The organism is Geoalkalibacter ferrihydriticus DSM 17813, from assembly GCF_000820505.1.
In the GTDB taxonomy this organism is placed as follows: Bacteria; Desulfobacterota; Desulfuromonadia; order Desulfuromonadales; family Geoalkalibacteraceae; genus Geoalkalibacter; species Geoalkalibacter ferrihydriticus.
The window spans coordinates 598,907-623,859 of the sequence record NZ_JWJD01000001.1; the positions used below are offsets into that span (position 1 = coordinate 598,907).

General features: G+C 55.3%; 22 protein-coding genes. 5 read left to right on the plus strand and 17 right to left on the minus strand.

Annotated elements, in window-relative coordinates; translation table 11 throughout:
* Positions 1-9 precede the first annotated feature (9 nt).
* From GFER_RS02965 to GFER_RS02985, 5 genes are all read right to left on the minus strand, one after another.
* Positions 10-702 (minus strand): TIGR04282 family arsenosugar biosynthesis glycosyltransferase, encoded by a 693-nt coding sequence (locus GFER_RS02965; RefSeq protein ID WP_082047787.1) that lies wholly within the window; start codon positions 700-702, stop codon positions 10-12.
* A gap of 9 nt (positions 703-711) precedes the next feature.
* Positions 712-1,488, minus strand: coding sequence for a GTP cyclohydrolase FolE2 (gene folE2 / locus GFER_RS02970; protein WP_040095905.1), 777 nt, complete (start codon positions 1,486-1,488; stop codon positions 712-714).
* 13 nt (positions 1,489-1,501) lie between these two features.
* Positions 1,502-2,176, minus strand: a complete 675-nt coding sequence (gene queC / locus GFER_RS02975; protein ID WP_040095906.1) for a 7-cyano-7-deazaguanine synthase QueC — start codon at positions 2,174-2,176, stop codon at positions 1,502-1,504.
* 93 nt (positions 2,177-2,269) lie between these two features.
* Positions 2,270-3,718 carry a pyruvate kinase gene (pyk, locus tag GFER_RS02980; protein WP_040095907.1) on the minus strand — a complete coding sequence of 483 codons (1,449 nt, stop codon included), beginning with the start codon at positions 3,716-3,718 and terminating at the stop codon, positions 2,270-2,272.
* A 128-nt stretch (positions 3,719-3,846) separates the two neighbouring features.
* Positions 3,847-4,167 (minus strand): hypothetical protein, encoded by a 321-nt coding sequence (locus GFER_RS02985; protein ID WP_040095910.1) that lies wholly within the window; start codon positions 4,165-4,167, stop codon positions 3,847-3,849.
* Between the two features lie 145 nt (positions 4,168-4,312).
* Here GFER_RS02985 and GFER_RS02990 point away from each other — a divergent pair, with 145 nt between their 5' ends.
* Complete coding sequence (locus tag GFER_RS02990; protein ID WP_040097300.1) at positions 4,313-6,721, plus strand: penicillin-binding protein 1A; 2,409 nt, start codon at positions 4,313-4,315, stop codon at positions 6,719-6,721.
* On the opposite strand, the gene GFER_RS02995 is transcribed toward GFER_RS02990, so the two are convergent.
* The 12 genes from GFER_RS02995 to dnaA form a co-directional block, all read right to left on the minus strand.
* Positions 6,675-7,733, minus strand: coding sequence for a TAXI family TRAP transporter solute-binding subunit (locus GFER_RS02995; protein WP_040095912.1), 1,059 nt, complete (start codon positions 7,731-7,733; stop codon positions 6,675-6,677). The genes GFER_RS02990 and GFER_RS02995 overlap by 47 nt on opposite strands.
* A 7-nt stretch (positions 7,734-7,740) precedes the next feature.
* Positions 7,741-8,394 carry an endonuclease III gene (gene nth, locus GFER_RS03000; protein ID WP_167334942.1) on the minus strand — a complete coding sequence of 218 codons (654 nt, stop codon included), beginning with the start codon at positions 8,392-8,394 and terminating at the stop codon, positions 7,741-7,743.
* Positions 8,391-10,133 (minus strand): DNA polymerase/3'-5' exonuclease PolX, encoded by a 1,743-nt coding sequence (gene polX, locus GFER_RS03005; RefSeq protein WP_040095917.1) that lies wholly within the window; start codon positions 10,131-10,133, stop codon positions 8,391-8,393. Before polX ends, nth begins: the two co-directional genes overlap by 4 nt.
* A 39-nt stretch (positions 10,134-10,172) precedes the next feature.
* Positions 10,173-10,910: an endonuclease/exonuclease/phosphatase family protein gene (locus tag GFER_RS03010; RefSeq protein WP_040095919.1), complete on the minus strand. Its 738-nt coding sequence runs from the start codon at positions 10,908-10,910 to the stop codon at positions 10,173-10,175.
* A gap of 198 nt (positions 10,911-11,108) precedes the next feature.
* Positions 11,109-11,618 (minus strand): peptidylprolyl isomerase, encoded by a 510-nt coding sequence (locus GFER_RS03015; RefSeq protein WP_082047789.1) that lies wholly within the window; start codon positions 11,616-11,618, stop codon positions 11,109-11,111.
* A 23-nt stretch (positions 11,619-11,641) separates the two neighbouring features.
* Positions 11,642-12,643 carry an NAD(P)H-dependent glycerol-3-phosphate dehydrogenase gene (locus GFER_RS03020; protein ID WP_040095921.1) on the minus strand — a complete coding sequence of 334 codons (1,002 nt, stop codon included), beginning with the start codon at positions 12,641-12,643 and terminating at the stop codon, positions 11,642-11,644.
* Positions 12,644-12,656: 13 nt separating this feature from the next.
* Complete coding sequence (locus GFER_RS03025) at positions 12,657-13,499, minus strand: tetratricopeptide repeat protein (protein ID WP_161807376.1); 843 nt, start codon at positions 13,497-13,499, stop codon at positions 12,657-12,659.
* Positions 13,462-15,975: a DNA gyrase subunit A gene (gene gyrA, locus GFER_RS03030; protein ID WP_040095925.1), complete on the minus strand. Its 2,514-nt coding sequence runs from the start codon at positions 15,973-15,975 to the stop codon at positions 13,462-13,464. The genes GFER_RS03025 and gyrA overlap by 38 nt, the downstream gene beginning before the upstream one ends.
* Before the next feature lie 21 nt (positions 15,976-15,996).
* The gene (gyrB, locus tag GFER_RS03035; RefSeq protein WP_040095927.1) at positions 15,997-18,414 is read right to left on the minus strand and encodes a DNA topoisomerase (ATP-hydrolyzing) subunit B; all 2,418 of its coding nucleotides are present in this window, start codon (positions 18,412-18,414) and stop codon (positions 15,997-15,999) included.
* The gene (gene recF / locus GFER_RS03040) at positions 18,407-19,507 is read right to left on the minus strand and encodes a DNA replication/repair protein RecF (RefSeq protein ID WP_139172019.1); all 1,101 of its coding nucleotides are present in this window, start codon (positions 19,505-19,507) and stop codon (positions 18,407-18,409) included. Before recF ends, gyrB begins: the two co-directional genes overlap by 8 nt.
* Before the next feature lie 50 nt (positions 19,508-19,557).
* The gene (gene dnaN / locus GFER_RS03045; RefSeq protein WP_040095931.1) at positions 19,558-20,676 is read right to left on the minus strand and encodes a DNA polymerase III subunit beta; all 1,119 of its coding nucleotides are present in this window, start codon (positions 20,674-20,676) and stop codon (positions 19,558-19,560) included.
* 239 nt (positions 20,677-20,915) lie between these two features.
* Positions 20,916-22,274 (minus strand): chromosomal replication initiator protein DnaA, encoded by a 1,359-nt coding sequence (gene dnaA / locus GFER_RS03050; protein ID WP_040095933.1) that lies wholly within the window; start codon positions 22,272-22,274, stop codon positions 20,916-20,918.
* 322 nt (positions 22,275-22,596) lie between these two features.
* Between dnaA and rpmH the strand changes: the two genes are divergently transcribed.
* From rpmH to yidC, 4 genes are read left to right on the plus strand one after another with little or no spacing between them, the layout of a single operon-like run.
* On the plus strand, positions 22,597-22,749 hold the full coding sequence (gene rpmH / locus GFER_RS03055; RefSeq protein ID WP_040095936.1) for a 50S ribosomal protein L34: 153 nt from the start codon (positions 22,597-22,599) through the stop codon (positions 22,747-22,749).
* Positions 22,750-22,758: 9 nt separating this feature from the next.
* Positions 22,759-23,112: a ribonuclease P protein component gene (gene rnpA, locus GFER_RS19670; protein WP_052445898.1), complete on the plus strand. Its 354-nt coding sequence runs from the start codon at positions 22,759-22,761 to the stop codon at positions 23,110-23,112.
* 10 nt (positions 23,113-23,122) lie between these two features.
* A complete protein-coding gene (gene yidD, locus GFER_RS18100) occupies positions 23,123-23,332 on the plus strand; it encodes a membrane protein insertion efficiency factor YidD (protein ID WP_074669491.1) in 210 nt (69 codons plus the stop codon).
* Positions 23,333-23,354: 22 nt separating this feature from the next.
* Positions 23,355-24,953, plus strand: a complete 1,599-nt coding sequence (gene yidC / locus GFER_RS03065) for a membrane protein insertase YidC (protein WP_040095939.1) — start codon at positions 23,355-23,357, stop codon at positions 24,951-24,953.

Genomic DNA, 24,953 nt, shown 5'->3' on the forward strand with positions numbered 1-24,953 from the left:
AACTCCGGATCAGAGAATATGGGCGAAGTGGGTTTGCAGATAGTGCGCGGTAGCGCTTGCGGGTGAGCGCTTGAGCAGAGCGCGCAAGGCGGCAAGATCATCGAGATCCTCCCAGGGCGCGAGCTCTTGCAACCCAATCCCCGCCTCGCGTGCGCGCTTGCGGGTCAGGGCCAGAACCTGCGGCGTACTCCAGGGGATATCCATAAAGAGCTCCGGGTAATGGCGGCTTTCACCAATCAGCACATAGCCTCCGTCCTGTGCCGGAGCAACGACAACTTCCTGCTCGCCCAGAACGGTAAAGGCCGCCTGCACGTGGCTGAGGGGCAGATCGGGACTGTCAGTGCCGCTAAGCACGGCCGCTCGGGCGCCAGCCGCCAACAACCCGCTCAGGGCGTTGCCCATGCGCGTGCCGAGATCCGCGCCCTGCTGCGCGAGCAAGTCCACGCCGGGGAAAGCGCGCACAAAATAATCGCGCGCACCGGCGTAAAAAATCACCGTCCGCCAAGCGCCGGCGCTCAGGCGCGCAACGCTTTCCCGCAGACTCACCGTGTACAAGTCGGCCGCCTCCGCGGGCGACAGGGGCGGGCAAAAACGCGTTTTGACTTGTCCGGACAGCGGCTCCTTGGCAAAGATCCCCAGAACGTTTTTCCCATGGAACCTGGCGTCCCGCACCTTATCCACACCTTCCACAGACTTATCCACAGGCGGTTTCTACAGCGGCCGCGCGTGGCTCTCGACCAAAGCATAGGCCGAATGATTGTGGATCGATTCGAAATTCTCGCACTCGACCTGAAACCAGGTGATTTCTGGCACGGCGGAGAGCTTCTGGGTCACGGCACGCACGATGTCTTCGACGAACATGGGGTTGTCGTAGGCCTGCTCGGTCACCGCCTTTTCGTCCTCGCGCTTGAGCAGGGCATAAACCGGGGCGCTGGCGCACTGCTCGAGCCAGCTGACCAGATCTTCGATCCAGACATGGCCCTGGTAACGGATCTGCACGCTGAGAAGGCTGCGTTGGTTGTGGGCGCCGCGCGCGCTGATGTCGCGTGAACAGGGGCACAGGGAGGTCACTGGTACGCTGACGCCGAGGACGAAATCCTGCTCCTCGCCGAGAATGCCGATCATGCGACACTGGTACTCCATGAGGCTGCGCGCCCCGGAAACCGGGGCGCTCTTTTCGATGAAGTAGGGAAAATCGAGCTCCAGGTGGGCGCGACTCGCTTCGAGGCGCTGTTTCATCTCGCGCAGCATGGTGTCGAGGCTCTCTATGCTGATTTCGCCGTGATAGAGGTTGAGAACCTCGATGAAACGGCTCATGTGAGTGCCCTTGAAATGATGGGGCAGATCCACGTACATGTTGACCCTTGCCACCGTATGCTGGCGGGCCTTGCTTTTGTCCATGACGACGATGGGATAGCGGATGTTTTTCACCCCCACCTTGTCGATGGCGATGTTGCGGGTATCGGGAGTTTTCTGCACGTCTCGCATGAAGATTCTCTTTCTAGGCGTATTTGAGCGGATCCTCTACCCCCGCCTCGGCAAAACCCTTGAGGCGCAGGCGGCAGGAATCGCAGCGGCCGCAGGCCAGACCCTCGGGCAAAGGATCGTAGCAGGAATGGGTGAGGGCGTAATCGACGCCCAGAGCGAGACCGCGCTGGATGATCTGCGCCTTGGTGAGATCGATGAGCGGCGTGTGAATGCGGTAGCGCCCCTGCCCTTCGACTGCGGCGCGGGTAGCGAGATTGGCCAGTTGCTCAAAGGCGGCGATATACTCCGGGCGACAATCGGGATAGCCCGAATAATCAAGGGCATTGACGCCGATGAAAATGTCGAAGGCTCCCAGCACCTCGGCCCAGCTCAGAGCGAAAGAGAGAAACAATGTATTGCGGGCCGGTACGTAGGTCACCGGGATCGCCCCTTCCTCAATCCCGTCCTTAGGTACCTGGCCCTCGGCGGTCAACGCACTGCCGCCGATGCGACGCATGTCGACCTCGACCACCAGGTGCTCGGCCGCGCCGATGCGCGGCGCGTACTCGCGGGCCTTGTCCAGTTCAATGCTGTGGCGCTGGCCGTAGGCGAAGGACAGGGCATAGGACGCAAAACCCGCGCGGCCGGCCAGCGCCATGCAGGTGGTGGAATCAAGTCCGCCGCTGTAAAGGATGACGGCTTTTTTCATCGGTCGAATCTCGTCTTTTTTGGGATTGGGGGAGAGAATCGCTGTTTTGAGGTCTCTCCTGCCAGACGGCTAACGCCGAAGGCCCGGTTTTCGTTAGTGCACTTCGTAGAAATCTCCAACCCCGATGCGATGCACCTTCATCAGATTGGTGGTACCCGGCGCCGAGACAGGACTGCCCATGGTGATAACCACCACGTCGCCGCGCTTGAGCACTCCGGCGGCGAGCACCGCCTTTTCCACCGAGCGGATCTGCGCCTCGGTGTCCCCTTCGATGTCGACACGAATCGAGCGGATGCCGGCGTAGAGAGCCAGTCGGCGGCGCACACGGGGTGAAGGAGTAACAGCGAAGATGGGCACGCTGGGCCGAAACTTGGCCACCAGGGCGGCGGTACTGCCGGTCTGGGTGAACGCCAGGATCCCCGTGGTACTGAGGGATTTGGCCACCTGGCAGGCGGCCTGGCCGATGGCTTCGGGCAGGCTGCGATAACCGCGCGTTTCGGAAATGGTGTGAAAAACCATTTCGCGCAGATTGGGATCGGACTCCACGTCGTGGGCCACGCGCGCCATGAGCGTGACCGCTTCCACCGGATATTGACCCGCTGCGGTTTCGCCCGAGAGCATCACTGCGTCGGTGCCATCAAGTATGGCGTTGGCCACATCGGAGGTTTCGGCACGGGTCGGGCGTGGATTGCCGATCATACTCTCTAGCATCTGGGTCGCGGTGATCACCGGTTTGCCGACCTCGTTGCATTCGCGAATAATGCGCTTCTGGATCAGCGGAACCTTCTCCGGCGGCATTTCCACGCCAAGATCGCCGCGCGCCACCATGATACCGTCGGCCGCTTCAAGAATCGCGGAAAAATTGTCGACTGCTTCGGGCTTTTCGATTTTCGCAATCACCTGAATGTCGGATTTTGCCTGGTAAAGACGGTTTTTCAGCTCCCAAACATCCTCGGGACGCCGCACAAAGGACAGAGCGATAAAATCGACCTCATGCTCCACGCAGAAGGCGAGATCCTCAACGTCCTTTTCCGTGAGAGCCGGGGCCGAAACCTTAACCCCGGGCAGATTCATGCCCTTGCGGTCCTTGAGAGCGCCGCCGACCTTGACCCGGCAGCGCACCTCACCATTGACGACACCCAGCACCTCAAGTTCCATCAGGCCATCATCAAGCAGGATACGATCACCAATTTCCACGTCGCCGGGCAGGGCTTCATAGATGGTGGGGATCACCCCGTCGGCGCCGAGGACCTCGCGCGTGGTGATGAGCACCTCCTGCCCGACTTCAAGCAACATCTGCCCGCCGCGCATGAGTCCGGTACGGATTTTGGGGCCCTGCAGGTCGCCGATGATGCCTACGGCACAGCGGCGGCGCACGGAAAGAGCGCGAATGGTGCGGATCCACTGCGCTTTGTCGGCATGACTGCCGTGGGAAAAATTCAGACGAAAGACATCGGCGCCGGCCTCCATGAGAGCCAGTAATTTCTCCTCGTTGGCGCAGGACGGGCCGACAGTGGCAACGATTTTGGTGCGACGGAACATAGCTGAACTCCCTGGACTCAAAAAAAGTAACTTTAGCCGCGGCACACGCTGAAATGTTACCAAAAAACAAACAAAAAGACCCTCGCCCGGCAGGGAAAAGGGTCTGAACTATCTGGCATCGGGCCCTGTCAATGATGGTAGCGGCCTTTATACTGGGTGTGCGCCCGATCAGGACCCTTATGGCAGCGAAAACAGCGCTGTTCAGTAAGTTTCTGCTGCTCCAGGGTCGAAGCTTCGGGCGGCATTACCGAGGTCGGCTGCTGCCAGGCAGGCGTCCCGCTTTCATCACTGAGATAGACCGGCGCGATGGCAACACTCCAATCATTGCTGATAGCCGCCTGATGGCACTGATCACAGCCTCCCGGCGGCGGAATCGCTTTCCAGGATCCCAACATGGCACAACCCACCAACCCGGCGGCGGCAACCAGAAAAATCAACAATCCCTTCATACTGCAAACCTCTCCCGATAAAATCTTAGTTCATGATAACACAGGCGGCGGCGATGGCAAACGGCAAAACGGTTGCCCCCCTCTAGGACCCCATGGTAACATGCGCCTTTTGAAAGTCACCGGAAAAAGGATTTTTTTTCGCCTTATGTCAATCGGACGCCTCCTCAAATATCTGAGCCTGTTGTTGCTTTTCATGGTGGTCAGCGCGGCGGGCTTGCTGGCCGCGGCCTATGTCTATGTCGCCGGTGATCTGCCGCGGGTCGACACTCTGTCCGACTATCGGCCGCCGATCATCACCCGGGTCTACAGTGACGATGGCGCGGTGATCGCCGAATACTCGCGGGAGCGCCGCATCCTGGTGCCCGTCGAGCGCTTGCCGCAGCAGTTGGTCAATGCCTTTGTCGCTGCGGAAGACTCCCAGTTTTTCCGCCACCAGGGCATAGACTTCATCTCCATTGTGCGTGCCGCCATTCGCAACCTGCAAGCCGGCGGCATCGTCCAGGGCGGCAGCACCATCACCCAGCAGGTGGCAAAGAGCATGCTGCTGACTCCGGAGCGCAAATTCTCGCGCAAGTTCAAAGAGGCCATCCTGGCCTGGCGCATGGAGCAGCGACTGTCCAAAGAGGGCATTCTCTACCTCTACCTGAATCAAATTTACCTCGGCCACGCCGCTTATGGTGTGCAGGCCGCCGCCGAAAACTACTTCAATAAAGACGTGCAGGAACTCACCTTGGCCGAATGCGCCATGCTCGCCGGCCTGCCCCAGGCGCCGAGCCGCTTTTCGCCTTATCGAAATTTTTCCGGCGCCAAGGAGCGCCAGCGTTATGTTCTCAATCGCATGGCCGATGAAGGCTTCATCAGCGCCGATGAGGCGCGCGCGGCCTTCGCCGAAGAGTTGACCATTCATCCCCGGGTCAACCGCCACATCGCAGGCGCCGCCTATTTTACCGAGCAGGTACGGCGCTACCTGGAACAGAATTACGGCGAGGACCTGCTCTACAACGGCGGTCTCGAGGTTCATACATCCATGAACCTCGGCATGCAGCAGGCCGCTCAGGCGGCGGTGCGCGACAATCTGCGCGACCACGACAAGCGTCGCGGCTATCGCGGCCCCCTGCGGGTTTTGGCCCCGGCGGAAGTGGATGATTTTTTGCTGCGGCAGCAAGAGAGCCTCGACAGCGCTGCGCCCGAGGCAGATACCCTGCATGAAGCGGTTCTTACCGGCTCTGATGAGCGCAGGTTGCGTCTGCGCCTGGGCGCCCGGAGCGGCACCATCGAGCGTAGCGAGGCGCGGTGGGCCGGCACCATCGAAGTCGTGGCCGCCGATCGCCCGGCGGCGGGTAATGCCAATGGCGGACGCACACGTCTGCCTTTGGGGTCGGTCGTGCAGGTCCGCATCACCAAGGTCAATGCGGACGGTTCGCTGAGTCTCGCCCTGGAGCAGGAACCCCTGGCTCAGGGAGCTCTGATCGCTCTGGATCCGCGCAACGGCCTGGTCCGGGCCATGGTGGGCGGCTATGATTTCGGCACCAGCCAGTTCAACCGCACCATCCAGGCACGGCGCCTGCCCGGGTCGGCAATCAAACCCCTCATCTATGCCGCCGCCCTCGACCGCGGCTATACCCCGGCGACACTGATTCTCGACAATCCCGTGATCTATCGCGAGGTGAGCGCTTCTGGCGAAGAAACCGAATGGCGGCCGAAAAACTACGATGATAAATTTATAGGTCAGACCAGTTTCCGCGAGGCGCTCGCCCTATCACGCAACGTGGTGACCATAAAAATTCTCGAGGATATCGGCCTCGGCTATGCCCTTAACTATGCCCGCAAACTCGGTATCGAGGCGCCCCTGCCCCGCGACTTGACTCTGGCTCTGGGTTCGGCCGCCATGACCCCCATGGAGTTGACCAGCGCCTACAGTGTTTTCGCCAGTGGCGGGGTGCGCACCTCGCCTTCGTATATCGTGCGCATTAAGGATCGTGACGGACGCGTTCTCGAATCCATCGATCCCGGCGACTTTCCCATGGGCCTGGGCGCCGGACAGCGCCTACTGGGGCAATCGCCCGAGCGGGTCATCTCGCCGACCACCGCCTACCTCGTCACCAATCTGCTGGAAAGCGCGGTGCAGGACGGCACCGGGCAGCGCGCCAAGGTTCTTAATCGGCCGGTGGCGGGGAAAACCGGCACCACCAATGAGCTCAAGGACGCCTGGTTCATCGGTTACGTGCCGCAACTGGTCGCCGCGTCCTGGGTCGGCTACGATCAGGAACGGTCCCTGGGTCGATATGAAACCGGTGCGCGAGCGGCCGCGCCGGCATGGATTTCCTTCATGCAGGAGGCGGTCAGGGATCTGCCGCCCGCCCACTTTCCCGTACCCGATTCCATCGAATTTCGTCCCATTGATCCGCGCACCGGACTGCTCACCACCGAGGATGCCGAACACCTGCGCTTCGAGGCCTTCGCACCCGGTAGCGCCCCGACGCGCTACAGCATGGACGAGAAGGATCTCAAGGCTCAGGACTTTTTCCGCCTGGATCTGGAAGATCTCTATTAACAAGGGGAGAATCCTCCACGGCCTCCGGCAGCAAGGCCGCGGGAAGTTCGCGCCCCTGCTGCCGCCAGAAATAGGCCGCGCCGGGATGCAAGGGGATGTTGATCCCTGTAAGGGCGGCGGCGGCGGAAAAATCAGCCAGCACGGGATGCACACGGCGCAGCGACTTTACCCCCTCTTCGCTGTAGACCCCCTCAAGAATACGCCACACCATATCCCGTGAGAGGTGCCGCCCGGCCACCAGCAGCGCGCTGTCCTCAAAACTGCTCACCGCCTGCTGCTGTCCCTCGTAGGTTCCGGAAGCGATATCCACCGGTCGGTAATAGGGGTTGAGTTCAAAAAAACGCACCATCCCCGCGACATCGCGCAAATTTATCAGGCGCAGAGGCCGTTGCGCCAACGCCGCCTCAAAGGAGGCGCTGGGCACTCCAACCATTTCCCATACCGCCACCACATTGCCGCGAAGCAACTCGCTCACCGCCATGTCATACCCCAGATAGACGGGCACGATCTGCTCCCAGATACCCAGAGCGCGAAAATAACGCTCCGCCGCGCGGGCAGCGCCTGATCCGGGGTTGCCCACCGCGATCCGCGCTCCTCTGAGCTGCTCAGGCCGAGTGATGCGGCTGCGTTCGAGCACTGCCAACTGAGCTACCGCACCGAACAGGCGTGCCGCGGGAAGGGCATTTTTCAGCTGCACCGGCACGGGCTTCTCGTCCGGGCCGCCGCTCACCCAGAAATCTGCGGCATACACCAGGCCAAGATCCATCTGCTCGCGCTCCAAGGCGCGCAGATTGGCGACAGAGCCGCCGCTGCGCTCGACCATGAAACGGTACCCCGGGTGGTGGGGCTGCAACACCTCGACCAACCCCTCGCCCACCAGTTGAAAGGTTCCGCCATAGGGACCCCCGCCGAGACGCAGGGTGCGACTGCGCTGCTCGCAACCACCCAGGGTCGAGGCCATAAGCCCCACAGCCATCAGAACAAAAATCGAAAAAACAAAAACGCGCTTCAATGAACCCTCACCGTGAATTGACCACCCCCCGGCGGGGGCAGGGTTTGCTCACCGGACAGTGCGAACATTGGGGAGTCGGCGCCTTACAGATGCGCCGTCCATGGAAAATGAGGACATGCCCGGTTTGCGTCCATTTTTCAGCCGGCAATAACCATCGAAGATCTCTCTCTATTTTCTCAGGATCCTGCTCCGCCGTCCACCCTAGCCGAAAAGCAATGCGCTTTACGTGGGTGTCGACCACCATGCCGGCCTGGCCGAAGGCCACACCCAGAACGACGTTGGCGGTTTTGCGCCCGACACCGGGCAGACTCACCAGTTGTTCCAGGCTTGTCGGTACCCGTCCGGCGAAATCGGTTAACAACACCCGCGCCGCAGCCTGAATGCTGCGTGCCTTGTTGCGAAAAAATCCCGTCGACCGAATGGCTTCTTCCAACTCGCCCAGATCCGCCTCGGCAAATGCCGCGACATCAGGATAGCGGGCAAAAAGTGCCGGTGTGACCTGATTGACCCGCTCGTCGGTACATTGCGCCGACAGCATGGTCGCCACCAACAACTGCCATGGATCGGCATGATGCAGCGCGCAATGCGCATCCGCGTGGGTTGTCTCCAACACAGACAGAACCACGAGGGCTGCCGCGCGGCGGCTCGCTGCGGTGCTCAAGGACAAGCCACCCGTGCCGCAAAACCGGCGCGGCGCGCCCGCAGGTATTGCAGCATTTCGCCCTTTTCCCGACAATTGAGAATATCCCGCGCTTCCAGCCAACCCTTGCGTGCGCTGATAACTCCGTAGCGCACATGATCGAGTCCTTGCACGCTGTGGGCATCAGGATTGATCGCGATGAGCACGCCGAGATCCCTGGCGGTGCGCAGCAGGCGCCAGTCAAGATCGAGACGCTGGGGGTTGGCGTTGAGTTCCACCACGACGCCATGCCTGGCTGCCGCCTGCAGCACTGCTTGCTGATCAAATTGATAGGCGTCGCGCGCCAGCAAAAGACGCCCGCTGGGATGACCGAGCATGGTGGTCCGAGGATTGGCGATGGCCGCCAGCAGACGACGTGTCTGCGCCGCCGGGCCCAGATTGAAATGCGAGTGAATCGAGGCGATGACAAAATCAAATCCGGCCAGCAGCTCATCCGGGTAATCGAGCCGACCATCGACCAGGATGTCCGACTCGATGCCCTTGAGCAATTGAAAATCCTCAAATTGGGAATTAAGTTCATCAATGTCACGCCATTGTTCTCTGACCCGTTCAGCGTCCAGCCCCCGGGCGTAATGAGCGCTTTGGCTATGGTCGCAGATACCGAGATAGCTCCAGCCGCGTGCACGTGCCGCGGCCGCCAGTTCAGCAAGGGTTGCCCGGCCGTCGCTGGCCACCGTATGCACATGAAAGACACCGCGCAGATCAGCCTCCTGCACCAGCCTCGGCAGACGATTCTCCGCAGCCGCGGCGATCTCACCGCGATTCTCCCGCAATTCGGGCGCAATGGGGGCCAGCTGCAGAATCCGGTAAAGATCCTCTTCGCTGGCGCAAGCAATCAAACCGCCTGCGTTTCTCAGACCTTGAGGGCTCAGGTCAAAGCCAAGGCCGCGGGCATGTTCGCGCAAGGCAATGTTGTGCTCACGGCTGCCGGTATAATGCAATAGCGCGGCTGGAAATTGCGCAGGCGAAACGCAGTGCAGATCGACCTGCAGGCCATTTTTCAACCGAATTTTTGCCTTGTTGCCGCGCGGCGTCTGCATGACCGCGCCCGGGGTGGCATAAAAGACGTCCAATAGGACGCGGCACGGCCGGCCGGCCGCCACCAGATCGACATCCTTAACTGTTTCGCAGCCACGTCGCACACTGCCGGCCTCCGAGAGCTGCGCACACTGGGGATGGTTGGCGAGCCCTGCTGTGAGCAGAGCGGCGGCCTCCAGCCCGTCAGAGAGGAGAAAGCGCCCCTTGAAACGTTTGAGACGCTCGATACCGGCGAGAATGACATCCTGAATCCTGGCACCGAAGCCGGGCAGATCCAACAAGCGGTTCTCGTTACAGGCGTATTCCAATTCGCCCAGGGAGCCGATCTGTAATTTCTCCAGAAGAATACGCGCGCGTTTCGGGCCCAGATTCGGTATCCGCAGAAGCTCCTCGACACCTTTGGGCAAAGTTGCAAGCAATTCGCGGCGCAAGGCAAGATCGCCGGTTTTCAGCACCTCCGCGACATCTTGCGCGAGCTTCTCGCCGATTCCGGGAATCTCCCGCAGGCGCCCGGCGCCGGCCAATCCATCCAGAGATCCGGAAAAATCGACCAGACTGCGTGCCGCGCGGCGATAGGCACCGACCCGGTACGGATTTCCGCCCTGCACTTCGAGTAGCTGCGCAACTTGCTGGAAAATATCAGATATCTGAATCCTGTCCACTGCTTTCACAACCTTATCCACAGCCTCGACAGACCGTATTCAGCCGGCGGCGACTTCCATACCGCGACTCTTTATTTCTTTGACCCGCAGGGTGCAGGCGGGCTCATGGATTTCCACCGTGAGGATCAGAGGAAGGTGTGGTGCGGCACAACGCGCCAGTCGAGAACGACCGATGTGGGACTCAAGCACCTCGATTTTGCCCTTGAGGTAGGCGCGGTCACGGCCGATCAGAGGAAAGCGCGCCGGATAGGTGGCTGACCACAGAGGCCGCCGCGCCTGGCGCAGGTGAATATTGAGTTCAAGATTGGCCAGGGTCCAGACGATATCGCCGAAGTCGCCCACTATCAGGGCGGGACACACCAGAGCGTCATCCCCGAGAAGATCGCGACTGAGAAGATTCTGCACTTGTCGACCACGCCGCAGTCCGCTTTTTAGAAGCAGGTTAAATAGATGCAGTCGCTTGCCGCGCACATCGGCATCGCCGCGCAAGCAGCTACCCCCATCGCCGAGATCGTATTCACGCAATCCGGCCAGGGGAAAATAGGAGAGAAAAGCATTGCAACCCCGCCGGCCCTTGGAGTAAGCCGTCATTCCCAGGCGTTTTTCAAGTTGCTGCAAGTGGTCGCATGCCGAGTCCGCGTCGATATTCTGCACGGCGACGATGTCGGGGCACCCTTCGGCAATCACCTCGGCAACGCGCCCAGGATCGCTGCGGCCATCGCTGCCACGACAGGAACCGACCTGGTAAGTCATGATGCGAACACGGCTCACAGACATTCTTCGCTGACTCCCCCTGGTAAGCAGGCACGCCGAGGCATTTTTTCGGAAAATCAGGACACGGACAAGCACCTGAAATTATAGATTATAATTGATTGAGAGTAAAAGGCCAGAGGTTCAGGTGTCTTGTTGAGAAATTATGACAAAAAAGGCGGATCGCCGCTGAAGGGATCCGCCTTGGGTGACTGGAACATGAAATCAGGGGGTGCTTTTGAGGGTAAGTTTATTCATGAGGTCGCCGGCTTGGATTTTCTCGACCACGTCCATTCCCTCCACGACTTGGCCAAAAATGGTGTAGTCTCCGTCCAGATGAGGCTGGGGACCCAGGCAGATATAGAATTGAGAACCCGAGGAACGCCGCTCTGGGTTGACGCGGTCGCCCTTGCGCGCGGTAGCGACGGCACCGGAGCGATGCTTGAGACTCGCATGAATTTCTGCCGGCAGGTCGTAGCCGGGGCCACCCGTGCCGTTGCCCAGAGGGTCGCCCCCTTGGACGACAAAGCCCGGCACCACGCGATGAAAACTCAGTCCGTCGTAAAATCCTTCCTCCACAAGCTTGCGAAAATTCGCCACGGTCTTCGGTGCCTTGTCCGCGTAAAGCTCAATGTGGATGTCTCCCCGATCGGTATTGATCACGGCGATCTCGCCGGCCGACGCCGGCATGACAAAAATCATCAGTAGCAACAAAGCGGCAAACAGTTGGCGCATGAAAGCTCCTTTTCTTGTCGAGTTTAAACGTTTTCAGCCTTGAGATCGCGCGCCATGAGGTCGATGACGGCCTGCCGCGGATCCTTGTCTTCATAAAGAATAAGATACATCTGTTCGGTAATGGGCACCTCAACACCAAGTTTTTGCGCCAGACGATAGGTCGCAAGGCTGGTTTTGACGCCTTCGGCCACCATCTTCATGCCGGAGAGAATTTCCTTAAGCTTGCGTCCGCGCCCCAGTTCGATGCCGACGCTGCGGTTACGCGAAAGATCGCCGGTACAGGTCAAAACCAAATCCCCCATCCCGGCCAATCCGGCAAAAGTAGCCGCCTGCGCACCCTTGGCCAGACCCAGGCGCGTCATTTCGGCCAATCCTCGGGTAATCAGCGCCGCGCGACTGTTATAGCCGAAGCCCAACCCGTCGGAGACCCCGGCAGCCAGGGCGATGACGTTTTTCAGGGCACCGCCGAGTTCGACCCCCATGATATCGGTATTGGTGTAGGTGCGAAAAGTATCGGTGCTGACCACCTCCTGCACCAGACGGGCGGTTTCCAGATCGCGGCCGGCCACCACCACCGCAGTCGGCATGCCGGCCGCGACTTCTTTGGCAAACGAAGGTCCGGAAAGAAAGGTTAGGCGCGAGTGCAAAGCCCTGGGAAGGGTTTCCTCCAGAACCTCGGACATGGTTCGCAGCGTTTCGGTTTCAATGCCTTTGGAGGCACTCACCACCAGGGTGCCTGGCGAAATGTGCGGCCCGGCCTGCAGCATGAGGGCGTGCATGACTTGGGAGGGCGGCACCAGCAGCAGCAGATCCTTACCCGTCACGGTCTGGGCGAGATCAGCGCTGAAAGAAAGATTTGCGGCCAGTTCGACTTTGGGCAGAAACAGGTCGTTCTCGCGGTTTTGTGTCATGCGCGCGACCAGGTCAGCCTCATAGGCCCAGAGAGTCACCGCATAGCCCTTGCGGGCCAGCAGATCGGCCAGAGTGGTGCCCCAGCTTCCGGCACCGATGACTCCAATTTTCATAAGGGCTATCCTCTCAGATGGCGTCCTGCTTTTTTTCGATGCGCTCCTCGACCTGGATGATGCGCTGCTCGAGAACCTCGGGACGGGGGTAATGGCCACGCAGTTCTTGTAATATCTCCAGCGCCGCTACCAACTGCTCCTGCTCCTCAAGTAAGGACGCCAAGCCAAATCGCGCCTCCAAGCCATAAGGATGCTCAGGCCAAGTGGCATATACCCGCTCGAATTCTTCGGCAGCCTGCTCATATTCGCCCTCCAGCGACCAGCTGACGGCAATGCGGTACCCCGCCTCCGGCACCAGGGAACTGTCGGGAAACAGCTTGAGCAGGCTCTCCCATTCAATTCGCGCCTGCTCGAAATTGTTCAAGCGAAAGTAGGCCTCACCAATACGATACTGGAGCTGATCGCCCTCGGCAACCCCCTGGTCGAGAAGTTTCTGGTAGGCGATCACAGCACGCCCGTAGTCTTCCAGACGGTCCATGTAAATGTCGGCTGCCAGGCGCTGCGCCCTGAGATTGAAAGGGCTGTCAGGATAATTTTTTTCCACCAGCAGGAAGGTGAGGAGCGCATCCTGATCCTTCTTGAGGTAGAGGTGCTGGACTTCACCGAGGCGAAACAAGGCTTCATCCGCACGATTAAAATCGGGATGTTGCCTTGTCAAAGTCTGTAACAGGTGCGCCGCCTCGGCGTAATTCTTTTCAATCAGTAACCCTTGTGCGCGTTCAAATTTTCGCTCGATGAAATTTTCCTGGTGAGAATAATACCAGCCGCCGCCGGCCAACGCTGCGATAAGCAACGCCGCCGGTAACAGCAACCAGCGCTTATTCGTCTTGCGGCGGCGCTTCAATTCCTCCTTCAATATCTGCTTCTTCAATTTCCGAATCGATTTCATTTTCCTCATCCTTCTCCGCCAGCTTGGCCACCGCTACCACCCGTTCGCCGGGTTCGAGCACCATAAGGCGCACGCCCTGGGTGTTACGACCGATCACCGAGAGGTGACCGACCGAAGTGCGCAGCACTTTGCCGCGGTCGGTAATGAACATCAGATCCGAATCTTCCTCGCAGAGCTTGATGTCAACCACCTTACCGTTGCGCTCCGAGGTCTTGATGGTGATGATGCCCTTGCCGCCGCGGCTCTGCACCCGGTATTCATCCAGGTTGGTGCGCTTGCCGTAGCCATTCTCGGTGACGGTGACCAGGGTCGCGGCGGTGGCGTCGGTCACGGTCTCCATGCCGATCACCAGATCGTCGCCTTCGAGCATCATGCCGCGTACCCCGCGCGCGGTGCGGCCCATGGGGCGGGCGTCGGCCTCTGGAAAGCGGATGGATTTGCCGGTGCGGCTGGCCAGGATGATGTCCTGACTGCCGTCGGTGAGACGCGCGGCGATCAGCCGATCACCTTCGTCGATGGTCAGGGCGATAATCCCACCGGCACGCGGATTGGAGTAGGCCATGAGGTCGGTCTTTTTTACCGTGCCCTTTTGTGTGGCGGTGATGATGTAGCGGCCCTCTTCGAACCCCTTTACCGGCAGCACCGTCATGACCTGTTCGCCGGCGGCGAGATTGAGCAGATTGACGATGGCCTTACCGCGCGCGGCACGTCCCCCTTGGGGAATTTCGTGAACCTTGAGCCAGTAAACCTTGCCCTGGTCGGTAAAAATCAGGATGAAGCTGTGCGTCGAGGCAATGAAGAGTTTTTCAACAAAATCCTCTTCCTTGGGACGCATGCCGGTCTTACCCTTACCGCCGCGCCGCTGCGCGCGATACAGGGACACGGCATTGCGCTTGATGTAGCCCGAATGGGACACAGTCACCACCATGTCCTCTTCAACGATAAGATCCTCAAGGGAAAGTTCACCGGTGCGCGCAACGATTTCGGTGCGCCGGGGGTTGGCGAATTTCTCTTTGATTTCGAGCAGTTCACCGCGAATTATTTTAAGAATTTCAACTTCGCTGGCAAGAATTTCCTTGAGGCGCGCAATCAGCGCCAGCACCTCCTGGTACTCGGCGATAATCTTGTCGCGCTCCAGGCCGGTAAGGCGATGCAAACGCATCTCGAGAATTGCCTGAGCCTGCAGATCGCTGAATGAAAAACGTGCAATCAGACGCTCCTTGGCTTCCGCCGGACTTGCCGAAGCCTTGATGATGGCGATCACTTCATCGAGGTTTTCGAGAGCGATTTTGAGGCCTTCGAGAATATGGGCGCGCGCTTCGGCTTTTTTCAGCTCAAAGATACAACGTCGCGTCACCACCTCCTTGCGATGGTCAACGAACAGGTCGAGCATGCGGCGCAGATCGAGAACCTGCGGTTGTCCGTTGACAATGGCAAGCATGATGATGCCGAAAGACGATTGCATGGCCGTCATTTTGTAGAGCTGATTGAGAATGACGCCTGGGATCACGTCTTTTTTCAGCTCGATGACAACCCGCAGACCGTCGCGGTCGGATTCGTCGCGCAGATCGGAAATGCCTTCGATTTTTTTATCCTTGACCAACTCGGCTATTTTTTCGATGAGCCGGGACTTATTCACCTGGTAAGGGATTTCGGTGATGATGATCGCCTCGCGGCCGGTACGCTTGTCCACCTCGACCAGGGCGCGGGCACGCATATGGATGATGCCACGTCCGCTGCGATAGGCCTCGCGGATTCCCTCGAGGCCGAAAATAAAGCCGGCGGTGGGAAAATCGGGACCGGGAATGATCTCCATCAGCTCGTCGATGCGCAACCGCGGATCGTCGATGACGGCCACCAGAGCATCAATGACCTCGCCCAGATTGTGCGGCGGAATTTTTGTCGCCATGCCGACGGCGATCCCTTCAGAGCCGTTGACCAGCAAATTGGGAAACTTGGCCGGAAGGACCAGGGGTTCATGCATTGATTCATCGTAGTTGGGCCCGAAATCGACAGTTTCCTTTTCGATGTCGGCAAGCAACTCCGACGCCAGACGCGCCATGCGCACCTCGGTGTAACGCATGGCCGCTGCCGAATCGCCATCAATGGAACCAAAGTTGCCCTGGCCGTCGACGAGAGGATGACGCATGGAGAAATCCTGCGCCATGCGCACGATGGTGTCATAGACCGCCGAATCGCCGTGGGGGTGATACTTACCAATGACGTCACCGACGACGCGGGCGGACTTCTTGTAGGGCTTGTTCCACTCGTTGCCAAGGTCATGCATGGCAAACAGCACCCGCCGATGCACGGGCTTGAGCCCATCGCGTACGTCGGGTAGAGCGCGGCCGATGATGACACTCATGGCGTAGTCCATGTAGGACTTGCGCATTTCGTCTTCGATATTGACCGTGAATTTATTAGGCGGTTGAGGCTCCAGCATGAGTCGTCATTCCTTGAAAATTTAGATATCCAGGTTGGACACGTTGAGGGCGTTTCTTTCGATAAAGTCGCGACGCGGCTCGACCTGATCACCCATGAGTACGGTAAAGATCTCGTCCGCTTCTACCGCATCCTCGATTTTGACCTGCAACAATACCCGTTTGCCGGGTTCAGGATTCATGGTGGTTTCCCACAACTGTTCCGGATTCATTTCACCCAGGCCCTTGTAGCGCTGGATGTATTGGCCTTTTTTAGCGCGGTCAAGAAAATGTTTGAGCAAATCCTGGCGGTCGGTGACCTCAACCATTTCTTTGCCTTCATAGGAAATGAAGGCTTTTTCGGTAAGGCAGATTTCCTCGACCTTGCGGTAGGCCGCCAACAACATTTTATATTCCTGAGAAGACAGAGCTTCCAGGGCACTCTGGTCGATGCGAGCGCGCAGATTGCCAAGGGTAAAAAAGATGCGTGCCGGATCCTGCAACACCTTAAAATCGGCGCGCGGTTCTTCAGCCTTGAGGCGCTCGGCCAGAGGAGTGAGATCAACCATATCGGCGAAACCGTTTTGAATTTTGCCACGTACAAATACGTTCAAAACCTCGCGATTGATGCCCTTGTGCACCAGCTTATCGAAGAGGTTATTAAATTCGATGATGCTGCGCAGAGTCGGGATGATTTGTTTACCCCGCTGCACCTTGCCACTTTTTTCCATCTGCACCGTAGCGCCCTCGGTGCCTTCGTCCAGAAGATATTCCAGGAGACTGGCGTCATCCTTGAGGTAAATTTCTTTTTTGCCCCGCTTGACCTTGTACAACGGCGGTTGCGCGATGTAGAGATAACCGCGGTCGATGAGTTCAGGCATCTGACGGAAGAAGAAGGTCAGAAGCAGGGTGCGAATATGCGAACCATCGACATCGGCATCCGTCATGATGATGATGCGATGATAACGCAATTTGGCGATATCGAAGTCGTCTTTGCCGATGCCCGTGCCCATGGCGGTGATCAGGGTGCGAATTTCAGCCGAGGTGAGCATCTTGTCGAACCGTGCTTTTTCGACGTTGAGAATCTTGCCTTTGAGGGGCAGAATCGCCTGAGTGCGGCGATCACGACCCTGCTTGGCGCTACCGCCCGCCGAATCACCCTCGACCAGGTAAATTTCCGAGTGGGCCGGATCTTTTTCCTGGCAGTCGGCCAATTTTCCGGGTAGGGACAAACCTTCCAATGCCCCTTTGCGGCGGGTCAGATCACGGGCCTTGCGCGCTGCTTCGCGAGCACGTGCCGCCTCGATGCCTTTTTCGAGAATTTTTTTCGCAACCTGCGGATTTTCTTCGAGAAACTCGGCGAGTTTTTCATTGAGAAGAGTTTCCACATAGCCCTTAATTTCCGAATTACCGAGTTTGGTTTTGGTCTGCCCCTCAAACTGGGGGTCCGGTATTTTCACCGAAATAACCGCTGTCAGACCCTCGCGTAAATCGTCGCCGGAAATAGTGGTTTTAACGTTTTTAAGAAAATTGTTGGTTGTCGCATAGCTGTTCATGGTGCGGGTCAACGCTGCCTTGAAACCTATAAGGTGAGTCCCGCCTTCGTGGGTGTTGATGGTGTTGGCGAAAGAAAAGATTTTCTCATCGTAACCATCGTTGTATTGCATGGCGACTTCAATATCGACACCTTCTCGTTCCCCGGAAATGTAGATAGGCTGTGGATGCAGAGGGGTTTTTGCGCGGTTGAGATACTCCACAAAGGATGCAATGCCACCTTCATAGAAAAAATCATGTTTTTTTTCGCTGCGTTCATCGAGGATATGAATTTTGACCCCGGCATTGAGAAAAGCCATTTCGCGCAGACGCTGAGAAAGGATTTCAAAGGAAAAATCCGTGGTCTCGAAAATCTGGGGATCGGGCCAAAAGGTAATGCTGGTTCCGCGTTTCTTGGTGGCACCGTCTTCACGCAGAGGATTATCAGGAATCCCGCGTTGATAGCTCTGACGATAAATGCTGCTGTTGCGGCGAATTTCCAACTCAAGCTTTTCTGCCAGAGCATTTACCACCGACACGCCGACGCCGTGCAATCCGCCGGAAACCTTATAGGAATCGTTATCAAACTTACCACCGGCATGCAGAACCGTAAGCACAACCTCCGCGGCGGATTTATTCATGGTGGGGTGCATATCCACAGGAATGCCGCGGCCGTCATCTTCCACGGTGACCGAACCGTCGAGATGAATGATTACAGAAACCTCGGTGCAGTGACCGGCCAGAGCCTCATCGATGGAATTATCCACCAGTTCGTAGACCAAGTGATGAAGTCCTGCCGCTCCGGTGGAACCGATATACATGGCCGGACGTTTGCGTACAGCGGAGAGCCCTTCGAGTATCTTGATGCTGCCGGCGCCATATTCCTTTTTTTCAAGGGATGTTAGAAGTTCCTGCTGTTTGTCACTCATCGTGCAATTGTCCTTTTTTTACGTGAAAGAAACGAGCCTGGGCCAATCCTTCGCGGCGCAGGGAATCGGCATCAGTCGTGGTCAAAAACACCTGGCCGCGGCGTTCTCGCAAAAAATCAAAAAGGTAACTCTTCCGTTGGCTGTCAAGTTCACTGGTGATGTCGTCAAGCAATAAAACCGGGGAATCTCCCGTTGTCTGTTCGAGGTGTTCGATCTGCGCCGCCTTAAAGGCGAGAATGAAACAGCGCTGCTGTCCTTGAGAGCCAAAAGCACGCAAATTTTGGCCATTGACGAGAAACTGCGGGTCCTCCCGGTGAGGTCCGACCAGGGTCTGACCTAGGCGTCTTTCTTCCCGTGCCAGCCGATGCAAGGCACAGCGCATATCCTCGGCGGGATTTTCAATTTCGGACTTTGGATAATTTAACCGTGCCTCTTCCTGAACTTCGGTAATCCGGGCATAAGCGTGCTGTATTCGCGGCTGCAACTGCTCTATAAATCGGCAACGATCCTTATGAATTCGAGCACCGTTCGTAATCAGTGCCTCATTCCAGGGAGACAACTCCGAATCCGCGGCACCATTGCGCAGCAGGCGGTTGCGCTGACGTAGGGTTCGCAGATAATCCTGAACTCGTTCAAGATAGGTAGGATCGGCCTGAAGCAGGGCACGATCAAGAAAATCACGTCTTCCGGATGGTGATCCCTTAACCAGGTTCACTTCATCCGGTGAAAATAACACCGGGCGTAAAATTCCAAGGATATCTGATGCTTTGCGTACCTTCTTGGTATCCAGTTGAACACGCTTCTGCTGGGGCTCAATCATTAATTCGATATGGTGTGACAAAGGTCCTGAAGCAATGTTCCCTTGCAGGCGACTGTGCGTCTCACCACTGGAAATCAGATCCTCGTTGCGTTGAGTGCGAAAACTTTTAAGAAATCCCAGAAGGTAAACAGCTTCAAGAAAGTTAGTTTTTCCCTGGGCATTCTGCCCCCAAAGCACATTGAAATCCGCAGCCGGTGTGCATTTTGTCGCAGTTAAATTGCGAAAGGCTATAAAATTTAAAGACGTAATTACCATAGCAGGGAACAAATTCAAAAAAAAAGCCTTTTAATAAAAGGCTTTTTCCCTTTCCAGGAAAATCGTCATTATAGACGCATCGGCATGATGACTGCCAAATAATTTTTTGCATTTCCCGGGGTAATCAGGCCGGGGGAAATATTGTCCTTAATTTTAAAAAGAATTTTTTCCTCGTCGTTGGCCTGAAGAATGTCGGTCAAATAGCGGGCGTTAAATCCCAGGGCAATTTCAGGTCCTTGATAAGAAATTTCCATTTCTTCGCGGGCATCGCCGAGTTCCGGGTTGGATGAAGATATTTCAAGAAAGTCTTGCTTGAAAGATACTTTTATGCCTCGGGATTTTTCGCTGGCCAGGGTAGACATGCGACGTAAAGCATGACAAAAATTTTCGGCTGGAATTTCGGCGATCAAATCGTTGGTTTTGGGGATGACGCGCTCGTAATCCGGAAATTGTCCATCAACCAAACGCATAAGGATAGTCGTTGTGCCTTTGGTGATGACCGCACTGTTTTCACGGAAGCTCAGCTGAATGTCAGCTTCTCCCTCTTCTGCGAGTTTTCGCAGTTCGTTAATACCTTTGCGCGGGAAAATGATGCCTTTGCGCAACTCCTGGCATTCGCTCACTGGAATTTGGCAACCGATTTTGGTTAGACGGTGACCGTCAGTAGCTACCAGAAACAGGTTCGGACCTGAATCGGTCTCCTCATAACGAAAAAACAAGCCGTTTAAATTATATTTGGTTTCATCCGTGGACATGGCAAATGCTGTTTTTTCAATCATCCCTGCTAGTTCCGCGCTTTTGAGAATAACCGGCTCACTCTGGTCGGTTTTAGGAAAATGGGGGAATTCTTCCGGGGAGAGACCTACGAGATTAAATAGGGCTTTGCCGCAGCGGATTTCAATCCAGCAGTTATCCTTTGCCTTGAAGGATATTTCACCTTCGGGTAATTCACGGATAATTTCGAAAAGTTTTTTTGCCGAAACCGTGATGCGACCAGGCGCTTCAATTTGAGCGGGATAATAGGCCTTCATACCGACTTCCAGGTCGGTGGCTGTCAGACAGACAGTTTCTTCCCCTGCCTCAATAAGGACATTGGCCAGAACCGGGATGGTATTTTTACGCTCGACGATTCCTTGAACTTTGGCCAGTCCCTTGAGAAAAACCTGTTTTTCAATTTTAAAATTCATGGAAGAACTCCTTTTCACAGGACCTATCTGGTTCTATGGTTTTAAAAGTCTTTTCATAGTAGTAATAGTACATGGACGTTGATTCGTGGATAACCACCTTAACCTATTGAAACTAATATAAAAAAAATGTTGGGAAGAATGTTTTTCGGCTGTGGAGCCAAAGCCTTTTTTTGGGGATAAGATGGCCACTGGTGTTATCCCCCGAGTTATTGAGAGGGTTACGCACAACTTATCCATCCTTATCGCGTCAGATTATTTTTTAAGGTGGTGATGACGGCGCGCAACTGAAAATCGTCTTCTTGACACCTATCAATTTTTTTAATGGCATGAATGATAGTCGAGTGATCTTTACCGCCGAAGCGCTCGCCGATTTCGGGAAAAGAAAGTGACGTTAGGTTGCGCGCTAGATACATGGCTATTTGGCGTGGCAGGACCAGAGCCTTGAGCCTTTTTGGAGATTTAAGATCGGCCATTTTTATATTGAAATGCGCGGCCACGGTTTTTTGGATTTCTTCCACCGTCAATTCTTTGTTTTTCTCCACCAGAATATCTTTGAGTACCTCACGTGCCATCTCCAGGGTGATGGACGTCGAAGTAAGGCTGGCGTAGGCGCCCAAGCGAATGAGAAAACCTTCGAGTTCCCGGACGTTGCTGGTAACTGAGTTGGATAGAAAATAAGCAACATCCTCTGGAAGAGGTATGGCGTTTTTTTCGGCTTTCATTTTTAAAATGGCTTGTTTTGTTTCGACGTCCGGTGCCTGGATATCGGCAATCAGTCCCCATTCGAAGCGGGAACGAAGGCGTTCCTCCAACCCCGGTATGTCCTTGGGAAATTTATCTGAGGTTACGACAATTTGTTTATGGGCCTCATATAAGGCATTGAACGTATGGAAAAATTCTTCTTGGGTGCGTTCCTTGCCGGCGATAAATTGCACATCATCGATAAGAAGAACATCCATGGATCTGAATTTATTGCGAAATTCATCCATACGCGCATAGCGTAGAGAATTGATTAATTCGTTCATGAATTTTTCAGAGGCATAGTAACAAACCCGCATATCCGGATTTTTTTTCAGGATAGCGTTGCCTATGGCATTGACCAGATGGGTCTTTCCCAGACCAACTCCTCCATAGATGAATAGCGGATTATAGGTCGTTGCGGGGTTATTGGCCACGGCCATGGCGGCAGCATGGGCAAACTGATTCGATGATCCGGAAACAAAATCATTGAAAACATAACGCGGATTAAGATTGGATGGAAAAAATTCAGGTTTCTTCTGGGGAAATATTTCCTTTTCAACCGGCGCGGAAAAATTCTGATTTGCATCACTCTCCGCAGGAGTACCTATCGCGTTTTCCGGCTTGCCTACTTCGAGGACAACGTGATAATCAACGGCTCCCATGGTGGAAAGGGCTTGTTCAATCCGTGAGGCATAGTTATCTCTGATCCAATCAAGGAAAAATCGATTGGGTACCTGAAGAAACACCGTGGATTTTTCGACCCGGATAAAGTGTATGGGCTTGATCCACGTTGAAAACAGCTGCGGGCTGATAATTTCTTTAAGATGTTCGAGTGTTTCTTGCCAGAGTCTGTCCATAAATCACTATTTAAAGATGAAAAGTTATTATTAATCTTTGAAAAAAAGCAGCTCACCAGACCTGCGGTTGCTCACAGGATATCCACACTTGTGGAAAACCTTCAAATTTATCTAAAATCACTATTTTCCAAGGCAAAATCAAGTCTGCAAAATTAACAGAGATAGGTAATTATTTCAAGAAATTTTCTCGAACTCCTGCCCAGGCCTCCGGGAGCGGCCAAGGGAGAGAAAAACAAAGGTTGTTGACTTTTTTTTCAGGATATGTTTGAAATGCTTTTTTCTACGTCTATTTTCACAGATTGCTCGAAGGAGTGCATATCCAATGTCTAAACGTACCTATCAGCCGAGCCGCATCCGTCGCAAAAGAACTCATGGGTTTCGCAAGCGGATGTTGACCAGCAATGGTCAGCAGGTTATCAAGCGTCGTCGTTCCAAAGGCCGTCACCGCCTGGTGGTGGAAATTCCCAAAAAATAGTTATTTTTGGTGAGTAAGGTTAAAAATTATCCGCTGCCCGGCGCGGCGCGCGTTAAAACAGGGAAAGAATTTGCCGAAATTCGCAGGCGGGGGCGTTTGTTTAGAACGCCCCACTTTCTTGTTTATGTGCATAAAAACGGCACGAGTCAGAGTCGTTTAGGGCTGACTGTCAGTCGCAAAGTCGGCAATGCGGTCAAACGCAATCGGGTCAAACGTTTGCTGCGTGAATGCTATCGGATTCATTTGCAAAAGCAGATGGTTGGATATGACCTGTCGATCATCGCGAGATCGGGAGCGCACCTTCTAAGCTTCGCACAGGTTGTACCCGAGTTGCAGGAGCGTTTGGGGGGCAAAAAAGTCTAAGGTCTTCGTCATGCGGCTTATCTGTTTGAATTTGATCCGCTTTTATCAATATTTTTTATCCCCGCTATTTGGGCCTTCCTGTCGATTTTATCCTACCTGTTCTCAATACAGCCTCGAAGCCATATCCAAATACGGCGTTTTTAAAGGGGTGTTGCTTGGAACCCGGCGATTACTGAAATGCCACCCATTTCATCCCGGGGGCGTTGATCCCCTGCCCTGATTAGCTTTTCTGCGGAGCCATTATGGAAAACAAAAATACCCTGATTGCTATTTTATTGATGCTTGTGGTTTGGATTGGTTTTACGGTTCTTTACCCTCCCCCGTCCCCGCCGCTCGTCAGTGAAGAATCGGTTATTGATGCCAGAGACATAAGTCCTGATACGCATGTAACTCGTCCTCCTGTCGGAATCGAGACCGAATTTCAGGTTCGTGCTCCGCAGCCTGGACGGATTATTGAAATCCTCAGCGATAAATTCCGTATGGAGATCGATGAAAATTACGGAACCATTCGGAGGATCGAACTTCTTCAGTATCGAGAAACCATGGATGAGGATTCACCCGCTTTTGTTCTGCTTGATACCCTGGGAAAAAGTTCCGGCACCTTGCAAATTTCTGGTACCGACGGATTTTCAGGTGCGCAACAACCGGTTTTTGCTCTGGCGGATTTTCCTGGAAATAGACTTCAGCTCGGTTCCACCGATGTGCGGGAACTTGTTTTTGAGGGTCAGATCGCCGATGGCGTTTTTGTGCGCAAAACCCTGACCATTTCTGGAAATTCCTATCAGGTGCCCGTATCTCTTGAACTTGTTCACCGTGGTAACGCGCCTCTCTCCGGCAATCTTTCATTGACCCTTGTGCAGCCCTGGCATGAGGATATGGCCGGTACCATGTATGAGTTTGTCGGACCCAGCACCTATGCCGACGGGAAAAAGAGAAAAGATAAGGTGGACGATCTGCGCAAAGGTGAATCCATCTATTCCCAAGGGGTTCTGTGGACGGGGTTTGAAAAAAAATATTTTTTGAACGCTTTGGTTCCCCTTGCTGACAGTGCCGAACGTGCGCGAGTCTTTCGCAGCAATGATCTTATCGGCAACGCGTTGATAACTCCCTATCGAACCTTGCATCCTGGCGAGCAGGCCGAGTTCGAGTTTTTCGCTTACTTCGGTCCCAAAGACTTTGATACCTTGCAATCCCTCGGCTATCAGTTGAGTGACGCCGTTGATCTTGGGTATGTCGGGTTTATGGCTCGCCCTCTGCTACACGTCCTGATATTTTTCAACAGTTTTTTACACAACTATGGTTTAGCGATTATTCTGCTGACTGTAATCATTAAAATTCTTTTCTGGCCTCTAACCCAGAAAAGTTTTAATTCGATGAAGTCCATGCAGAGATTGCAGCCGGAAATGCAGAAACTTCGGACTAAATACAAAGACGATAAACAACGGATGAATCTTGAGTTGATGAATCTGTACAAAGAACACCGGGTCAATCCCCTGGGGGGCTGTCTGCCTATGCTCGTCCAGATTCCGGTATTTTTTGCTCTCTACAAGGTTCTCATGGTGTCCATCGAGATGCGCCATGCCCACTTCTTTCTGTGGATTACCGATCTCTCGGCGAAAGATCCCTATTACGTCACCCCCTTGCTCATGGGGGCATCCATGTTTCTCCAGCAAAAACTCACGCCCACGACGCTTGATCCGGTCCAGGCAAAAATTTTCCTTGCCATGCCCGTAATTTTTACGGTTCTGTTTCTGAATTTTCCTGCCGGGTTGGTTCTCTACTGGTTGGTCAACAATATACTGACCATTGGGCAGCAGGTTTTGATTCACCGGAAAAAATAA

Coding starts and splice junctions, on each gene's coding strand:
- gyrB (WP_040095927.1), bottom strand. CDS start 18,414: ATGAGTGACAAACAGCAGGAACTTCTAACATCCCTTGAAAAAAAGGAA.
- dnaN (WP_040095931.1), bottom strand. CDS start 20,676: ATGAATTTTAAAATTGAAAAACAGGTTTTTCTCAAGGGACTGGCCAAA.
- gyrA (WP_040095925.1), bottom strand. CDS start 15,975: ATGCTGGAGCCTCAACCGCCTAATAAATTCACGGTCAATATCGAAGAC.
- GFER_RS03010 (WP_040095919.1), bottom strand. CDS start 10,910: ATGTCTGTGAGCCGTGTTCGCATCATGACTTACCAGGTCGGTTCCTGT.
- yidD (WP_074669491.1), top strand. CDS start 23,123: ATGCGGCTTATCTGTTTGAATTTGATCCGCTTTTATCAATATTTTTTA.
- GFER_RS02990 (WP_040097300.1), top strand. CDS start 4,313: ATGTCAATCGGACGCCTCCTCAAATATCTGAGCCTGTTGTTGCTTTTC.
- rpmH (WP_040095936.1), top strand. CDS start 22,597: ATGTCTAAACGTACCTATCAGCCGAGCCGCATCCGTCGCAAAAGAACT.
- GFER_RS03015 (WP_082047789.1), bottom strand. CDS start 11,618: ATGCGCCAACTGTTTGCCGCTTTGTTGCTACTGATGATTTTTGTCATG.
- yidC (WP_040095939.1), top strand. CDS start 23,355: ATGGAAAACAAAAATACCCTGATTGCTATTTTATTGATGCTTGTGGTT.
- dnaA (WP_040095933.1), bottom strand. CDS start 22,274: ATGGACAGACTCTGGCAAGAAACACTCGAACATCTTAAAGAAATTATC.
- queC (WP_040095906.1), bottom strand. CDS start 2,176: ATGAAAAAAGCCGTCATCCTTTACAGCGGCGGACTTGATTCCACCACC.
- GFER_RS02985 (WP_040095910.1), bottom strand. CDS start 4,167: ATGAAGGGATTGTTGATTTTTCTGGTTGCCGCCGCCGGGTTGGTGGGT.
- pyk (WP_040095907.1), bottom strand. CDS start 3,718: ATGTTCCGTCGCACCAAAATCGTTGCCACTGTCGGCCCGTCCTGCGCC.
- GFER_RS03020 (WP_040095921.1), bottom strand. CDS start 12,643: ATGAAAATTGGAGTCATCGGTGCCGGAAGCTGGGGCACCACTCTGGCC.
- folE2 (WP_040095905.1), bottom strand. CDS start 1,488: ATGCGAGACGTGCAGAAAACTCCCGATACCCGCAACATCGCCATCGAC.